General features: G+C 55.9%; 13 protein-coding genes. 11 read left to right on the top strand and 2 right to left on the bottom strand.

Features of this window, described 5'->3' with window-relative positions; translation table 11 throughout:
• Nucleotides 1–18 precede the first annotated feature (18 nt).
• The 10 genes from cysK to ABIA48_RS07480 all read left to right on the top strand — a co-directional run bounded on the left by cysK (nucleotide 19) and on the right by ABIA48_RS07480 (nucleotide 11,256).
• Nucleotides 19–993 carry a cysteine synthase A gene (cysK, locus tag ABIA48_RS07525; protein ID WP_429487644.1) on the top strand — a complete coding sequence of 325 codons (975 nt, stop codon included), beginning with the start codon at nucleotides 19–21 and terminating at the stop codon, nucleotides 991–993.
• A gap of 265 nt (nucleotides 994–1,258) precedes the next feature.
• Nucleotides 1,259–2,197 (top strand): aspartyl/asparaginyl beta-hydroxylase domain-containing protein, encoded by a 939-nt coding sequence (locus ABIA48_RS07520; RefSeq protein WP_429487642.1) that lies wholly within the window; start codon nucleotides 1,259–1,261, stop codon nucleotides 2,195–2,197.
• Nucleotides 2,198–2,458: 261 nt separating this feature from the next.
• Entirely contained in the window at nucleotides 2,459–3,772 is a 1,314-nt protein-coding gene (gene wbpA / locus ABIA48_RS07515; protein WP_429492813.1) for a UDP-N-acetyl-D-glucosamine 6-dehydrogenase, read from the top strand.
• Nucleotides 3,773–3,830: 58 nt separating this feature from the next.
• The gene (locus tag ABIA48_RS07510; protein WP_429487641.1) at nucleotides 3,831–4,778 is read left to right on the top strand and encodes a Gfo/Idh/MocA family oxidoreductase; all 948 of its coding nucleotides are present in this window, start codon (nucleotides 3,831–3,833) and stop codon (nucleotides 4,776–4,778) included.
• A gap of 7 nt (nucleotides 4,779–4,785) precedes the next feature.
• Nucleotides 4,786–5,370: an acyltransferase gene (locus ABIA48_RS07505; protein WP_429487639.1), complete on the top strand. Its 585-nt coding sequence runs from the start codon at nucleotides 4,786–4,788 to the stop codon at nucleotides 5,368–5,370.
• Nucleotides 5,367–6,461, top strand: coding sequence for a DegT/DnrJ/EryC1/StrS family aminotransferase (locus ABIA48_RS07500; protein ID WP_429487637.1), 1,095 nt, complete (start codon nucleotides 5,367–5,369; stop codon nucleotides 6,459–6,461). The genes ABIA48_RS07505 and ABIA48_RS07500 overlap by 4 nt, the downstream gene beginning before the upstream one ends.
• Entirely contained in the window at nucleotides 6,458–7,546 is a 1,089-nt protein-coding gene (gene wecB, locus ABIA48_RS07495; RefSeq protein ID WP_429487636.1) for a non-hydrolyzing UDP-N-acetylglucosamine 2-epimerase, read from the top strand. The genes ABIA48_RS07500 and wecB overlap by 4 nt, the downstream gene beginning before the upstream one ends.
• Complete coding sequence (locus tag ABIA48_RS07490) at nucleotides 7,543–8,325, top strand: ABC transporter permease (protein WP_429487634.1); 783 nt, start codon at nucleotides 7,543–7,545, stop codon at nucleotides 8,323–8,325. The genes wecB and ABIA48_RS07490 overlap by 4 nt, the downstream gene beginning before the upstream one ends.
• Nucleotides 8,318–10,102 (top strand): ABC transporter ATP-binding protein, encoded by a 1,785-nt coding sequence (locus ABIA48_RS07485; protein ID WP_429487632.1) that lies wholly within the window; start codon nucleotides 8,318–8,320, stop codon nucleotides 10,100–10,102. The genes ABIA48_RS07490 and ABIA48_RS07485 overlap by 8 nt, the downstream gene beginning before the upstream one ends.
• Nucleotides 10,099–11,256: a class I SAM-dependent methyltransferase gene (locus ABIA48_RS07480; RefSeq protein ID WP_429487630.1), complete on the top strand. Its 1,158-nt coding sequence runs from the start codon at nucleotides 10,099–10,101 to the stop codon at nucleotides 11,254–11,256. Before ABIA48_RS07485 ends, ABIA48_RS07480 begins: the two co-directional genes overlap by 4 nt.
• Here the strand turns inward: ABIA48_RS07480 and ABIA48_RS07475 are convergent.
• Nucleotides 11,237–11,581: a hypothetical protein gene (locus tag ABIA48_RS07475; RefSeq protein WP_429487628.1), complete on the bottom strand. Its 345-nt coding sequence runs from the start codon at nucleotides 11,579–11,581 to the stop codon at nucleotides 11,237–11,239. The genes ABIA48_RS07480 and ABIA48_RS07475 overlap by 20 nt on opposite strands.
• Nucleotides 11,582–11,626: 45 nt before the next feature.
• Complete coding sequence (locus tag ABIA48_RS07470; RefSeq protein ID WP_429487626.1) at nucleotides 11,627–11,857, bottom strand: hypothetical protein; 231 nt, start codon at nucleotides 11,855–11,857, stop codon at nucleotides 11,627–11,629.
• 39 nt (nucleotides 11,858–11,896) lie between these two features.
• On the opposite strand from ABIA48_RS07470, the gene ABIA48_RS07465 reads away from it, so the two are divergent.
• Nucleotides 11,897–13,840, top strand: a complete 1,944-nt coding sequence (locus ABIA48_RS07465) for a glycosyltransferase (protein WP_429487624.1) — start codon at nucleotides 11,897–11,899, stop codon at nucleotides 13,838–13,840.
• Nucleotides 13,841–13,866 lie beyond the last annotated feature (26 nt).

Raw genomic sequence — 13,866 nt, 5'->3', positions numbered from 1 at the left:
GTCGTTAAGGACCCAGCCATGAGCCGCATTTTCGCTGACAACGCCCACTCCATCGGCAACACGCCGCTGGTGCAGATCAATCGTATTGCGCCGCGTGGTGTGACCATTCTGGCCAAGATCGAAGGGCGCAACCCGGGTTACTCGGTCAAGTGCCGGATCGGCGCGAACATGATCTGGGATGCCGAGGGCAGCGGCAAACTCAAGCCGGGCATGACTATCGTCGAACCCACTTCCGGCAATACCGGCATCGGTCTGGCCTTCGTGGCGGCTGCCCGTGGCTACAAACTGGTGCTGACCATGCCGGCATCCATGAGCATCGAACGCCGCAAGGTGCTCAAGGCACTGGGTGCCGAACTGGTATTGACCGAGCCGGCCAAAGGCATGAAAGGCGCCATCGATAAAGCGGGAGAGATCGTTGCCAGCGACCCGTCGAAGTACTTCATGCCGGCACAGTTCGACAACCCGGCCAACCCGGCCATCCACGAAAAAACCACCGGCCCGGAAATCTGGAACGATACCGACGGCGCGGTCGACGTGCTGGTGGCAGGCGTCGGAACAGGTGGAACCATCACCGGGGTTTCACGGTACATCAAGAATACCCAGGGCAAGCCGATACTCTCAGTGGCGGTGGAGCCGGCGGTGTCGCCGGTGATTACCCAGGCGCTGGCGGGTGAAGAAATCAAGCCGAGCCCGCACAAGATCCAGGGCATCGGTGCCGGTTTTGTGCCGAAGAACCTCGATTTGTCGATCGTCGATCGGGTGGAGCTGGTCAGTGACGAAGAGTCCAAGGTCATGGCCTTGCGTTTGATGCAGGAAGAGGGGATTTTGTGCGGGATTTCCTGCGGCGCCGCCATGGCGGTGGCCGTACGATTGGCGGAGACCCCGGAAATGCAGGGCAAGACCATAGTGGTAATCCTGCCGGATTCCGGTGAGCGTTACTTGTCGAGCATGCTGTTCAGTGATCTGTTTACCGAGCAGGAGAATCAGCAGTAAGCGCTGAGCATTGGCGCGTCGTGGTCGGCGGTGATGCCTGAGGCATTATCGCTGGTTGCGAACTATTGATCTTGTTCGGTTGATGATGGATTTTCATCAGCCAGCGTTCAGGCGTCTTATGGTAAGCAATGCTTTGTTGCACATTCATTAACATTGAATGTTGAAAAATGCGGGTTTTTCACCAGGTCGGCAGTGTTTATCATGCCGGCAGCCATGTCGGGCAATGGGCGTGGCGCAATGTCGATTATCTTCAAAGGAGTTGTTGATGACCTTATCGTTTGCCGCGAAGGCCTCGTTGTTGCTGCTGTTTCTCGGCAGCACCCTCTATGTGCATTTACGCGGCAAGGCGCGTCTGCCGGTTTTGCGTCAGTTCGTTAACCATTCGGCACTGTTCGCACCCTATAACGCCTTGATGTACCTGTTTTCCGGTGTGCCTTCGAAACCGTACCTGGATCGCAGCAAGTTCCCGGAGCTGGATGTGCTCAAGGACAACTGGGAAGTGATCCGCGACGAAGCGATGCACTTGTTCGACGAGGGGTATATCCGCGCGGCGGCAAAGAACAACGACGCCGGTTTTGGCTCGTTCTTCAAGAAGGGCTGGAAGCGTTTCTATCTCAAGTGGTATGACAAACCGCTGCCTTCTGCCGAAGCCCTGTGCCCGAGAACCGTGGAACTGGTCAGCCGCATTCCCAATGTCAAAGGCGCCATGTTTGCGTTGCTACCGGGCGGCAGCCACCTCAATCCGCATCGCGATCCGTTTGCCGGTTCCCTGCGTTACCACTTGGGGTTGTCGACGCCGAACTCCGACGATTGCCGCATCTTCGTCGACGGCCAGGTTTACGCCTGGCGCGATGGTGAAGACGTGATGTTCGACGAAACCTATGTGCACTGGGTCAAGAACGAAACGGAAAAGACCCGCGTCATTCTGTTCTGTGATATCGAGCGTCCGTTGAGCAATCGCGTCATGACCCGCATCAATCGCAGTATCAGCGCTTGGCTGGGCCGTGCGACTGCACCGCAGAACCTGGATGACGAGCGCGTGGGTGGGATCAACAAGGCATATGCCTGGAGCAAGAATTCCAGCGACAAATTCAGTGGTGTGATCAAACAGTGGAAACGCCGTAATCCCAAAGCGTATCGCGTATTGCGGCCGATACTGGCGGTAGTGGTATTGGGATTGTTGGCCTACTGGTTGTTTGGCTAAAGCTGCAACTGCTCCGCGGGTCAAGAAAAAGGATCGCCAATTGGCGATCTTTTTTTTTTGATTTGCGGGAACTTTTCCGCAGGTTCGTAGTATGATTCCTGACCGAAAATAACGTTAGACCGCAAAGACTTACACAGAGCCCGTCTCAGCTTGGGCTGTGTCCTCGGTTTTTTCTTTCGTTTAAGTAAGCTTTCGATCACTTTTTCAGCCCCTGCCTTCCCCCCCCCCTGGAACTGGAGTCTGTTTTCAAATGGAGTTTGTATGCTAGAAACTCACAGCGCTATTCAAAAACGACTGAAGTCCAAAGAAGCCTTGATCGGCATTGTGGGTCTTGGTTATGTGGGATTGCCGTTGATGTTGCGCTACAACGCTATCGGTTACCGCGTACTGGGTATCGATATCGATGAGTCGAAAGTCGCCAAACTCAATGCTGGTAAAAGCTACATTGAACATATCTCTTCAGCCAGCATTGCGCAGGCCTGCAATTCGGGTTTCGAAGCGACTTCGGACTTTGCCCGCGTTGCCGATTGCGATGCCCTCATTCTTTGTGTGCCAACGCCGCTGAACAAGTATCGCGAGCCGGACATGAGTTTCGTGATCGATACGACTGATGCGCTCAAGCCATACTTGCGCGCTGGCCAGGTGGTGTCTCTGGAGAGCACGACCTATCCGGGTACGACTGAAGAAGAGTTGCTGCCGCGTATTGAAGAGTCTGGTCTGCAGGTGGGTCAAGATATCTTCCTGGTGTACTCGCCCGAGCGCGAAGATCCGGGCAACCCTGATTTTGAAACCCGTACGATTCCCAAGGTCATTGGGGGGCACACCAAAGCCTGCCTTGAAGTCGGTATTGCGCTCTACGAGCAGGCAATCGATCGCGTTGTACCAGTGAGTTCGACCAAGGCAGCTGAAATGACCAAGCTGCTGGAGAATATTCACCGTGCAGTGAATATCGGCCTGGTGAACGAAATGAAGGTTGTGGCCGATCGTATGGGCATCGATATCTTCGAGGTTGTTGACGCTGCCGCTACCAAGCCGTTCGGTTTCACTCCTTACTATCCGGGCCCCGGGCTCGGTGGTCACTGCATCCCTATCGACCCCTTCTACTTGACCTGGAAGGCTCGCGAGTATGGTTTGCATACACGCTTCATCGAGTTGTCGGGTGAAGTGAATCGGGCGATGCCCGAGTATGTCGTCGGCAAACTGGTCGATGGCCTGAACGAACGCAGCAAGTCCGTCAAAGGCAGCCGTGTACTGGTTCTCGGAATTTCCTACAAGAAAAACGTGGACGACATGCGCGAGTCTCCTTCAGTGGAGATCATGGAGTTGGTTGAAAGCATGGGCGGCATCGTGGCCTACAGCGATCCGCATGTGGAAACTTTCCCGAAAATGCGCCAGCACCATTTCGAACTGAGCAGTGAAAAGTTGTCAGCGGAAAACCTGGCGACGTTCGATGCCGTGGTATTGGCAACCGACCACGAGCGTTTCGACTATGAGCTCATTCGTCAGCACTCGAATTTGCTGGTCGACAGTCGTGGTAAATACCGCCTGCCTGAAGATCACATCATCAAGGCCTGATTTTTTTTCGCAATCCAGCCCTGGTCATGCCAGGGCATTTTCATTTGGAGCATGCCCCGTGAAACGTTTCGCCCTGATAGGTGCTGCTGGCTACATTGCGCCACGGCATATGCGAGCTATCAAGGACACTGCCCATGAACTGGTCTGTGCCTATGACATCAACGATTCGGTTGGCGTCATCGATAGCCTTTCCCCGCAGAGCGAGTTCTTCACCGAATTCGAGCGTTTCTACGATTTTGCATGGACACTCAAGCGACAGCAGCAGCCGTTGGACATCGTTTCGGTTTGCAGCCCCAACCATCTGCACTTTTCGCATATCAATGCTGGCTTGCGCCTGGGCTGCGATGTCATCTGCGAGAAACCCCTGGTACCCAGCCCGGGGATGCTTGACGAGCTGGCGCTGACCGAGCAGGAAACAGGCAAGCGCCTGTGGAACATCCTGCAATTGCGTCATCATCAGGCGATCATTGATCTGCGCAACCGTGTACTGGGCGAACAACGTACGCACAAACACGAAGTTGAACTGACTTACATCACCTCCCGTGGCAAGTGGTACATGGAAAGCTGGAAAGGCGACCCACGCAAGTCGTTTGGTGTTGCTACCAACATTGGCGTGCACTTCTACGACATGCTGCATTTTATCTTCGGCAAGTTGCAGCGCAATGTCGTCCACTATAGCCACGAGCACAAAGCCGCGGGCTATCTGGAGTATGAAAACGCACGGGTTCGCTGGTTCCTGTCCATCGATGCCAACGACCTGCCTGAATCAGTCAAGGGCAAGAAACCGACGTATCGTTCGATTACGGTCGATGGCAATGAAATTGAGTTTTCCGAAGGCTTTACCGACCTGCATACCGTCAGCTATCAGGCGATTCTCGATGGCAAGGGTTATGGCATCGAAGATGCTCGTCACTGTGTAGAAACGGTTGATGTGATTCGCTCGGCTGCCGCCGTAGTGCCGCAGAATGGCGAAGGGCACCCTTTCCTCAATCGCTTGGTGCGCTGAGGGCTGTATGACATATCAAGTCCACGCCAGCGCGATCATTGATGAAGGCGCTCAGATCGGCGCTGATAGCCGTATCTGGCATTTCGTGCATGTCTGTTCCGGTGCCTCCATCGGCGAGCGTTGCTCGTTGGGGCAGAACGTGTTTGTCGGCAACAAGGTGGTGATCGGCGACGAGGTGAAAATTCAGAACAACGTGTCGGTCTACGACAACGTCACGATCGAGCGGGGCGTGTTCTGTGGTCCGAGCATGGTTTTCACCAATGTCTACAATCCCCGGTCGCTGATCGAGCGGAAAAACGAATACCGCAGCACGCTCGTCCGACAGGGCGCGACTCTGGGCGCAAACTGCACGATTGTGTGCGGCGTCACCATTGGCGAGTACGCCTTTGTCGGTGCTGGAGCCGTTGTGAACAAGGACGTGCCGGCGTATGCACTGGTCGTCGGCGTGCCGGGCAAGCAGATCGGTTGGATGAGCGAGTTTGGTGAGCAATTGGACCTGCCGCTGCAAGGGCAGGCCTCGGTTGTGTGTGTGCACACCGGCGACTGCTACACACTAAATGGAAAAACGCTTAGCAAGGAGCTCCGGCAGTGATTGAATTCATTGACCTCAAAACGCAGCAATTGCGTCTCAAAGACCAGATAGATGCGGGTATCCAGCGAGTCCTCGCTCATGGTCAGTACATCCTCGGCCCTGAAGTGTCGGAGCTTGAAGAAAAACTCGCACGCTTCGTCGGCGTCAAGCATTGCATCAGCTGCGCCAACGGTACCGATGCCCTGCAGATCGCATTGATGGCAATCGGTATTGGCCCGGGTGATGAGGTCATCACGCCTGGCTTTACCTATATCGCCACCGCCGAGACTGTTGCGCTGTTGGGCGCCAAACCCGTGTATGTCGATATCGACTCGCGTACCTACAACCTCGATCCGCTATTGCTTGAGGCTGCGATCACGTCGCGCACCAAGGCAATCATTCCAGTTTCGCTCTACGGTCAGTGTGCCGATTTCGACAGTATTAATGCCATCGCCAAGCGCCATGCCATCCCGGTGATCGAGGATGCGGCACAGAGTTTTGGTGCGACTTATAAAGGGCAACGCTCCTGCAGTCTGACCACCATCGCGTGCACCAGCTTTTTTCCGAGCAAGCCTTTGGGATGTTATGGCGATGGCGGCGCATTGTTTACCGATGACGATGAGCTGGCCCTGGTATTGCGCCAGATAGCCCGGCATGGCCAGGATCGGCGCTATCACCATGTCAGGGTTGGCGTGAACAGTCGTTTGGATACCCTGCAGGCTGCAATCCTGTTGCCCAAGCTGGAAATCTTCGCGCAAGAGTTAGAGCTGCGGCAGGCTGCTGCCGACCAATACGAGCAGCTATTGCAGGCGCGCGGCATTGCCGGTGTCCCTTATGTCGAGTCTTTTAACACCAGCGCCTGGGCACAGTACAGCGTTCGGGTCAAACAGCGTGACGGCGTCCAGCAGCGTCTGAAAGACGCCGGAATTCCAACGGCCGTTCATTATCCGATTCCCCTGAACCGTCAACCGGCGGTCGCCGATCATCTGGCGCAATTGCCGATCGGTGATGAAGTCGCAACGCAGATCATGAGTCTGTCCATGCATCCGTATCTTGAAGCTTCCAGTCAGGAAGTGATTGCCAATGTTCTGTCCGAGGCGCTCAAGTCATGACCATCAAAGTTGTCACCATCGTCGGCGCTCGTCCGCAGTTCATCAAGGCCGCGGCCGTATCGCGGGCGATCAGGAATGTCGGCGCCGAAAGGATGGTCGAAGTGCTGGTACATACCGGTCAGCATTACGATGAAAACATGTCGAAGGTCTTTTTCGACGAGCTGGATATTCCCGCGCCAGCCTACAACCTTGAGGTCAGCGGCGGTTCCCACGGTGCGATGACCGGGCGCATGCTCGAGAGTATCGAACAGGTCCTGCTGGAAGAAAAACCGGATTGGGTGCTCATTTACGGCGATACCAACTCGACGCTTGCGGGTGCTTTGGCTGCCGCCAAACTGCATATCCCGGTCGCCCACGTCGAAGCGGGCCTGCGCTCGTTCAACATGCACATGCCGGAAGAGATCAACCGAATTCTTTCCGATCGTGTTTCGACTTTGCTGCTGTGCCCGACTCAGGTGGCGGTTGACAATCTGGCCCATGAAGGCCTTGTAAAAGGCGTGCATAACGTGGGTGACGTCATGTACGACGTGGCATTGTTCTACGGCGAACGCGCCCGGAACCAAAGCCGGATCATGGCGCAGCTGGGGCTGACGCAAAAAGCCTTTGCACTCGCCACCTGTCACCGCGCCGAAAACACCGATGATCCGAAGCGACTCGGTGAAATCATGTCCGGCCTGGCTGAAATCTCGAAGCAAATGCCGGTTGTGCTTCCGTTGCATCCGCGTACCCGCAAACTGTTGCAGGACCACGGACTGGCACATCACCTGAGCTCGCTCACGGTGGTTGATCCACTGCCGTTCCTGGACATGATTGCCTTGGAGCAATCGGCCTGCGTCATCCTTACCGACTCGGGTGGTGTGCAGAAAGAGGCGTATTTCTACGGTGTGCCGTGCATTACCTTGCGCGATGAAACCGAGTGGGTCGAAACAGTGCAACTGGGGTTCAACCAGCTCGTCGGTGCCAGCCACAGTGGCATTGTCGCGGCCATGAGCAATAAATCGATTCCTCAGAGTCGGACTGATTTCTACGGTGACGGCAATGCATCGGCACGCATAGTCGCGATCCTGGAAACCCCCCTTTCATGAATCCCATCGCAATTATCTGGCGTCACAGTCACGTCCTGTGGGCAACGACCCTGACGGATATCCGCAGTCGTTTTATCGGGACTATTTTCGGCGTCGCCTGGATATTTCTGTACCCGCTGCTGTTCCTCGGACTGTATGCAGTGGTCTACACCATGATCTATCGCGTCCGTGTCGCCGAGTTCGGCACTTTCGACTACGTGCTGTTGATCTTTTGCGGGCTGGTGCCGTTCCTCGGGTTTTCCGAGGCGCTCGGCAGTGGCGTGGGGTCCGTGCTCGGCAACAAGGGGCTGGTCAAGAACACGTTGTTTCCTATCGACCTGATACCGGTCAAGACCGTGCTGGCAAGCAGCGTCACCATGCTGGTCGGGCTTATCATGCTACTGATCGTATTGTGGAGTCGTGGCATCGTGCACTCCACCCAGTTGTTGATACCGCTGATTCTGCTGCTGCAGATTGTGTTCACGGTAGGACTGATCTGGATTCTCTCGGCGATCAACGTGTTCATTCCCGATCTCAGCCAGATGGTTGCAGTGCTGATCCTGTTCCTGATGCTGGTATCGCCTATCGCATACACCCAGGAAATGATCCCCAAGGAACTGGTCCCGTACATGTATCCGAACCCGCTGTACTACCTGATCATGCTGTATCGGGATGCGGCGTTCATTGGTGTGATCAAGCCTGGGCTCCTGGCGATCTTCACCGCTATCTCTTTTTCCACGCTCTTTTTGGGTGGATTCGTCTTTTCGCGATTGAAACCACTATTTGCAGATTATGTCTGAGCCAATCATTGAACTGGCGTCCATCGCCAAAATGTACCGGATATTCCGTTCGCCCCGTCATCGGATGATCGAGGCGCTGGGGTTCCCGGTTGCCCGTTCGACATATGACGAGTTCTGGGCCGTTCGCAATATGTCGTTGTCGATCAAACCGGGTGAGCGAGTCGGCCTGGTAGGGCGCAACGGTGCAGGCAAGAGTACGCTGCTCAAACTGATTGCCGGGCTGATTCAGCCCACCGAAGGTACGGTGAATGTACGCGGCAAAGTTCAGGCGCTGATGGAGTTGGGCACGGGGTTCCACCCCGAGTTTACCGGTCGTACCAATGTCATGTCGTCTTTCGCCTATCAGGGTGTGACGGGCGCACGGGCCAGGAAGCTGCTCGAAGACGTCCTTGAGTTCGCGGAGCTTGAGGAGTTCATCGACAAACCGGTGAAGACGTATTCTTCGGGGATGTACTCACGACTTGCCTTCGCTGCTGCCACGGCAATACGCCCGGAAATCCTGATCATCGACGAGATTCTTGGTGCCGGTGACTCCTATTTCGCCGGCAAGTCCGCCAAGCGCATGCGCACGTTGACCGCCGAGGGGTCGACGGTCCTGTTCGTGTCCCACGACATGTCTGCGGTGCAAATGATTTGTGACCGCGCGATCTGGATCGAGCGTGGACGGATCATCGCCGACGGCGATCCGATCGAAATCGGCCGATCCTATGCGGCTTCGATCCGCAAGCAGGAAGAACTGCGACTCCGTGCTATTAACCTCAAGCTCAGTCGTGGCGATGTCAGCGAGCTGTTGACTGATACCGAGACGGATCGGGTATCGATTCTTCGCTTTATCTCTTCTGAAGATGCCGCTCCGAAAACACCGCTGGCGGTATTCGAGCTGACTCTTGAGCGTGGCGGGGAGGTCATCGATAACGTACTGCTGGGCGAGGCTCTGGATGATGATCGAAACCAGCGCGTGCACCTGCTGACGGCCAACGCCTACATGAATTGGAGTGCACCGCAAACCTCGGCCGAGGGTGTCAGTTTCCGTGAGTTCAAGGATTGTGGCGGCCTATACAAACATGCACCGGTCAGCATCAAGGTACCGCTGGGCCTGGGTGAATTGAGCGAGTTTTCGGTGACTGTCCGGCACGCCGGCGCAGGGTCGGACGAGACTGTGTATTGCCAGATATTCGATGGCCTGGAGTACATCACCATCGGCACATTGCTGTCGGCAGTTGGCGACGGGCAGGTGTGCAGGCAGACCTTTGCACTTGGCACGTCGCTCATGCCATCGGCCATTGGTGCCGCACCGGTTTCGGGCGAGCGTTCAGACTTCGAGTACGGCGAAGGCAGCGCCTGGATCGACGGTGTGGACTTCCTCGACAAGTCCCAGGAATCGCGTCGGGTGTTTTCCTTCGGCGAGCCACTTCACGTTCATGTGAAGTGGGGCGCCAAGCTCGACATCCCGAGCATGGCATTCATTGTCTGCATCTATGGCATGGATGGGCGCTGCGTGTCTCAGGTCGTGTCGCCATTTATCTCGGCCACGCGTGAGCGACGCACCGGGGTGGTCAAGGCTTATTTCGATCCGTTGATGATCGGTGCCGGCGATTACGTCATTTCCGTCGGGATCTTCGATGGCATGACGCAAGAACAGGTCAGTGGTGAATATCCATTGGATGTCCATGATCGCCAATACCGCATCCGGGTAACCGCCCCCACTGATATCCGTATGGAGCGGGGCATCGTTGTGCACCCTGTCGAATGGGCCAACCTGGAAGTTGTGGAATGAATAAACGTTCCGAGATCCGTTACTTTTCTCAAGACGATCTTTGGAGTCGCGGTGCGGTTTCCGAACAGTTGGCCGTCGCCGAAGACTTGATCGATTTGATACCGGAGCAAGTGACGACCATTCTCGACGCCGGGTGTGGAAACGGGACGGTGACGAATCTGTTGGCGCCACGATGGGATGTGGTGGGTTGCGACATCAGCGAAGCTGCGGTCAAGCGAGTGCAGGTGCCGGCACTGGTTGCGGACTTATGTGCGATACCATTTGCTGATCGCCATTTTGACCTGACACTTTCCAGTGACGTCATCGAGCATTTGCCGGATGCCATTTATGGTCAGGCACTGGCTGAAATCGCACGGGTCTCTGCCCGCTACATTCTGGTGGCCGTTCCTTACCGTGAGTTGCTTGAGGCGGCTGAAATCACTTGCCCGGGTTGCGGTTCGCGTTATCACGCGCATTTGCACCAGCGCTCCTACACCATTGCCGATGCTGTATCGCTCTTCGCTCCGACGTTCACGGCGATAGATGTGCAATTTTCCGGAGAGTCCTGGACCTACGAAGATCGGCGTTTGGTCGAGACCGCTCGCGCGTTGTCGGGTCTGGATTATCCGTTCGAGGATGGTATTTGCCCCAGATGCTCGACACGACGCGGGAGCGTCGAGCAGCCTGCCAGTGCCCAATTGGTTCAACGACGCTTCGAGGCTTTACAGGCAATGCAGGTCGCCGAAGGGTGGCGTGACATGCCCGACAGCAGCGAAATACTTGTGCTGTTCGAACGTAATGCGGCGGCGCCCCACCAGTGGCATGCACCAGATTCCATTCTGCCGTTCTCTGACCAGATGTTGCATTTGGCGAGTCTTGTTCAGCGTGACAATCCGACGAACTACCCGAGGTCAGCGTATCGACTCAAGGGCGATGCGGACTACGCCATTGTCACCATTCCGCGACGACCGGCATCGGTAAATGTCACGGATGGAAGTCTCGATACACTGGAGGTCTACGACCATGTGCGCCGACACTACGTTGCCTGCTCGGCAGATGAGAAAGCCCGGTCATATCGGCTGCCATCGGTACCCACACGGCCCTCACGGCTGCATACTGCGAATCCTGCATCCAAGCGACGACCTGAAGCTGAAGTTAGCCCTGGACAGCATTGACCCCGTTTCGATCATCGGCAACTGCCTGGGCGATGATCCGACGATCGCTCAGATGCGTGACGACTTGAGCAAACTCTCTGTCTTGGCTGAACGCTTGGAAGCTACCCGTTCCCATCTGGAAAACGAACTCCAGAACAAAGAACACAGCCTGACCCAATACGCGCAATCGACCGCGGCCCTCAACGCGTTGGCGAACGAACTTGAGGGCCGGCGCGCGGGAATCGAGGAGAGTTACGTACAACTGAGTACGCGGGTGGCCTGCCAGGATGAACTGATTGGCAAAAATGCCCAGAAAATTGATGCTCTTTCGCTCGAAAAGCAGCAAGTCGAGGTCCTGCGCGCGGCGCTTCAGGCCAGGCTGGATGATGTACTACTTCATGAAGCTGACCAGCACCTGAAAATCCAGGAGCTGTCGTTCAAGCTTGAGCAATTGAATGAATTGGCCAACTCGCTGGAAGCGCGACGCGACGCCCTGGAAGTCAAAGAGCGGGATCATCTGTTGCAACTGGAGCAAATGGCGAACCAGGTTGAGCAATTGAATGAGTTGGCCAACTCGCTGGAAGCGCGACGCGACGCCCTGGAAGTCAAAGAGCGGGATCATCTGTTGCAACTGGAGCAAATGGCGAACCAGGTTGAGCAATTGAACGATCTGGCCAACGGGCTGGAAGTACAGCGCGAAGCGTTGGAGGCCAAGGAAGGCGGTTATCTGCTGCAACTGGAGCAAATGGCGAACCAGCTTGAGCAATTGAACGATCTGGCCAACGGGCTGGAAGCACAGCGTGAAGTGTTGGAGGCCAAGGAAGGCGGTTATCTGCTGCAACTGGAGCAGATAGCTAGTCTGCTTGAAGCCACAAACGAATTGGCCAATACCCTCGATGCACGCCGCGATGAGCTGGAACAGCAACTGCGTCTGCGTGGGCAACAACTGACCGCCTTGCAGTCCGACTTCGACAGCATTCAGGCGAGCAACTCCCATTTGATTGACAGAGCCCACTCGCTGGAGCTCAAGCAGCACGAGTTCGTCTCAACCATCGACGCGCTCGAATCCCAAGTCAATCAAGCTCAAATCATCATGCTCGAGTATCAGGGGGCGATTGAGCGCGTGAACGTCCTCGACATGGAAAAAACGACGTTACTCCTTGAGCTAGAGAGTCTGAATATGGCGGCTTCGGCACATTTCAATGAGCTGGCAGAGAAACATCGGGAAGCGGAGCAACTCAGTAACCTTTCCAATCGCCTGGAAAGCCAGCGCGAAGCGCTCGAAGCCCAGGTGACCCGGTTGGGTCAGACCATTAATAGCCTGGTCGAGGAAAAGTCCGAGTACCAGGTACTGGTCGACGCGCTGCACATCCGTCTGGGCGACTCACGCGACATCATGGCCGCTCAGCCACGCAAGGTGCTGATCGTTTCGCACATGTATCCCCGTGAATACAATCTGGCGGGCGGGATTTTTGTCCACGAGCAAGTCAAGGCACTTCGCGCGCAGGGTATCGATGCCCGTGTGGTCAGTGGCGAACCGTTCTGGATCAATACGCTTAATCCGAAAATCATCAAGCGTGCATTGGGCTGCTATCTGGCGCAGAAGATTGAGGCTTGGGAAGAGTACGATGGCGTTCCCTTAATCCGGTTCCCGTATGTCGTCAGTTCGTTGCTGCCCTTTCAGACGCACGCTGTTTCTTACACCCACGGATTATTGCAGCAGGCCGCCTGGTTGCAGGCCGACTTCCCGTTCGAACTGATTCACGCCCACACCGCTTATACCGATGGTACGGCGGGTCGCCGGCTGGCCTCCCGGTTCGGTTTGCCATTGGTGATCACTGAGCACACTGGGCCGTTCTCCACCTTGACTCGCACCGGTTACTTACGGCGCATGACGCAAAAGGCACTGAATGCGGCAGACAAAGTGATTTCGGTCAGCTCTGCTTTGCTTTCGGATATCCGGCAACAGGTCAGGCTGAGCCCGCGAGTCGATGCGCAAGTCATTGCCAATCTGGTTGATATGGAGCTGTTCCGTACGCAACCAAAATCGTCTGACGGTTTTATTCATCTGCTGTGGGTTGGTCATTTTGTTCCGGTCAAGCGTGTGCCCGTGTTGCTTGAGGCATTCGCCGGCGCCTTCAGGGTTCAACCGCTCCTGCGGTTGCGTCTGGCTGGCAGCGGCGAGGGGCTGGAGGACGCTCGGGCGTTGGTCGACAGCCTCGGCTTGACCCACGTTGTCGAGTTCGCCGGTCACGCTGATCGCGCACAACTGGTTGATTACTATCGTGATTGCGATTTCCTGGTCATTTCCAGTGAAAGCGAGACCTTTGGTGTTGTCGCCATCGAAGCAATGAGCTGTGGTCGACCTGTTTTGACCACGCGCTGTGGAGGCCCGGCTGAAATCGTGTCGCACCCTGTCCTGGGCAAGGTCGTCGGCATGTCGGTAGAAGCGCTGACCGAGGGCATGTTGGCGATGACCGAACAGCGTGCCGATTTCAACAGCAAAGTTATACGAAAAGTCACGGAGCTGAAGTTTTCGAGTGCGAGTATCGCGCAGGAAATTGCGGCCGTGTATTCGGCTTCGATTGAAAAGAGCATTCGCTGACTGAAGCGGATCGATGCTCAGGACAT

It is taken from the genome of Pseudomonas sp. S30_BP2TU TE3576 (assembly GCF_050436025.1).
GTDB lineage: Bacteria > Pseudomonadota > Gammaproteobacteria > Pseudomonadales > Pseudomonadaceae > Aquipseudomonas.
This window is presented reverse-complemented; position numbering and strand designations above follow the sequence as displayed.

Excerpts from the sequence above, each read along its gene's own strand:
- ABIA48_RS07520 (WP_429487642.1), top strand. The coding sequence starts at position 1,259 with ATGACCTTATCGTTTGCCGCGAAGGCCTCGTTGTTGCTGCTGTTTCTC.
- cysK (WP_429487644.1), top strand. The coding sequence starts at position 19 with ATGAGCCGCATTTTCGCTGACAACGCCCACTCCATCGGCAACACGCCG.
- wbpA (WP_429492813.1), top strand. The coding sequence starts at position 2,459 with ATGCTAGAAACTCACAGCGCTATTCAAAAACGACTGAAGTCCAAAGAA.
- ABIA48_RS07480 (WP_429487630.1), top strand. The coding sequence starts at position 10,099 with ATGAATAAACGTTCCGAGATCCGTTACTTTTCTCAAGACGATCTTTGG.
- wecB (WP_429487636.1), top strand. The coding sequence starts at position 6,458 with ATGACCATCAAAGTTGTCACCATCGTCGGCGCTCGTCCGCAGTTCATC.
- ABIA48_RS07470 (WP_429487626.1), bottom strand. The coding sequence starts at position 11,857 with ATGATCCCGCTCTTTGACTTCCAGGGCGTCGCGTCGCGCTTCCAGCGA.
- ABIA48_RS07485 (WP_429487632.1), top strand. The coding sequence starts at position 8,318 with ATGTCTGAGCCAATCATTGAACTGGCGTCCATCGCCAAAATGTACCGG.
- ABIA48_RS07490 (WP_429487634.1), top strand. The coding sequence starts at position 7,543 with ATGAATCCCATCGCAATTATCTGGCGTCACAGTCACGTCCTGTGGGCA.
- ABIA48_RS07505 (WP_429487639.1), top strand. The coding sequence starts at position 4,786 with ATGACATATCAAGTCCACGCCAGCGCGATCATTGATGAAGGCGCTCAG.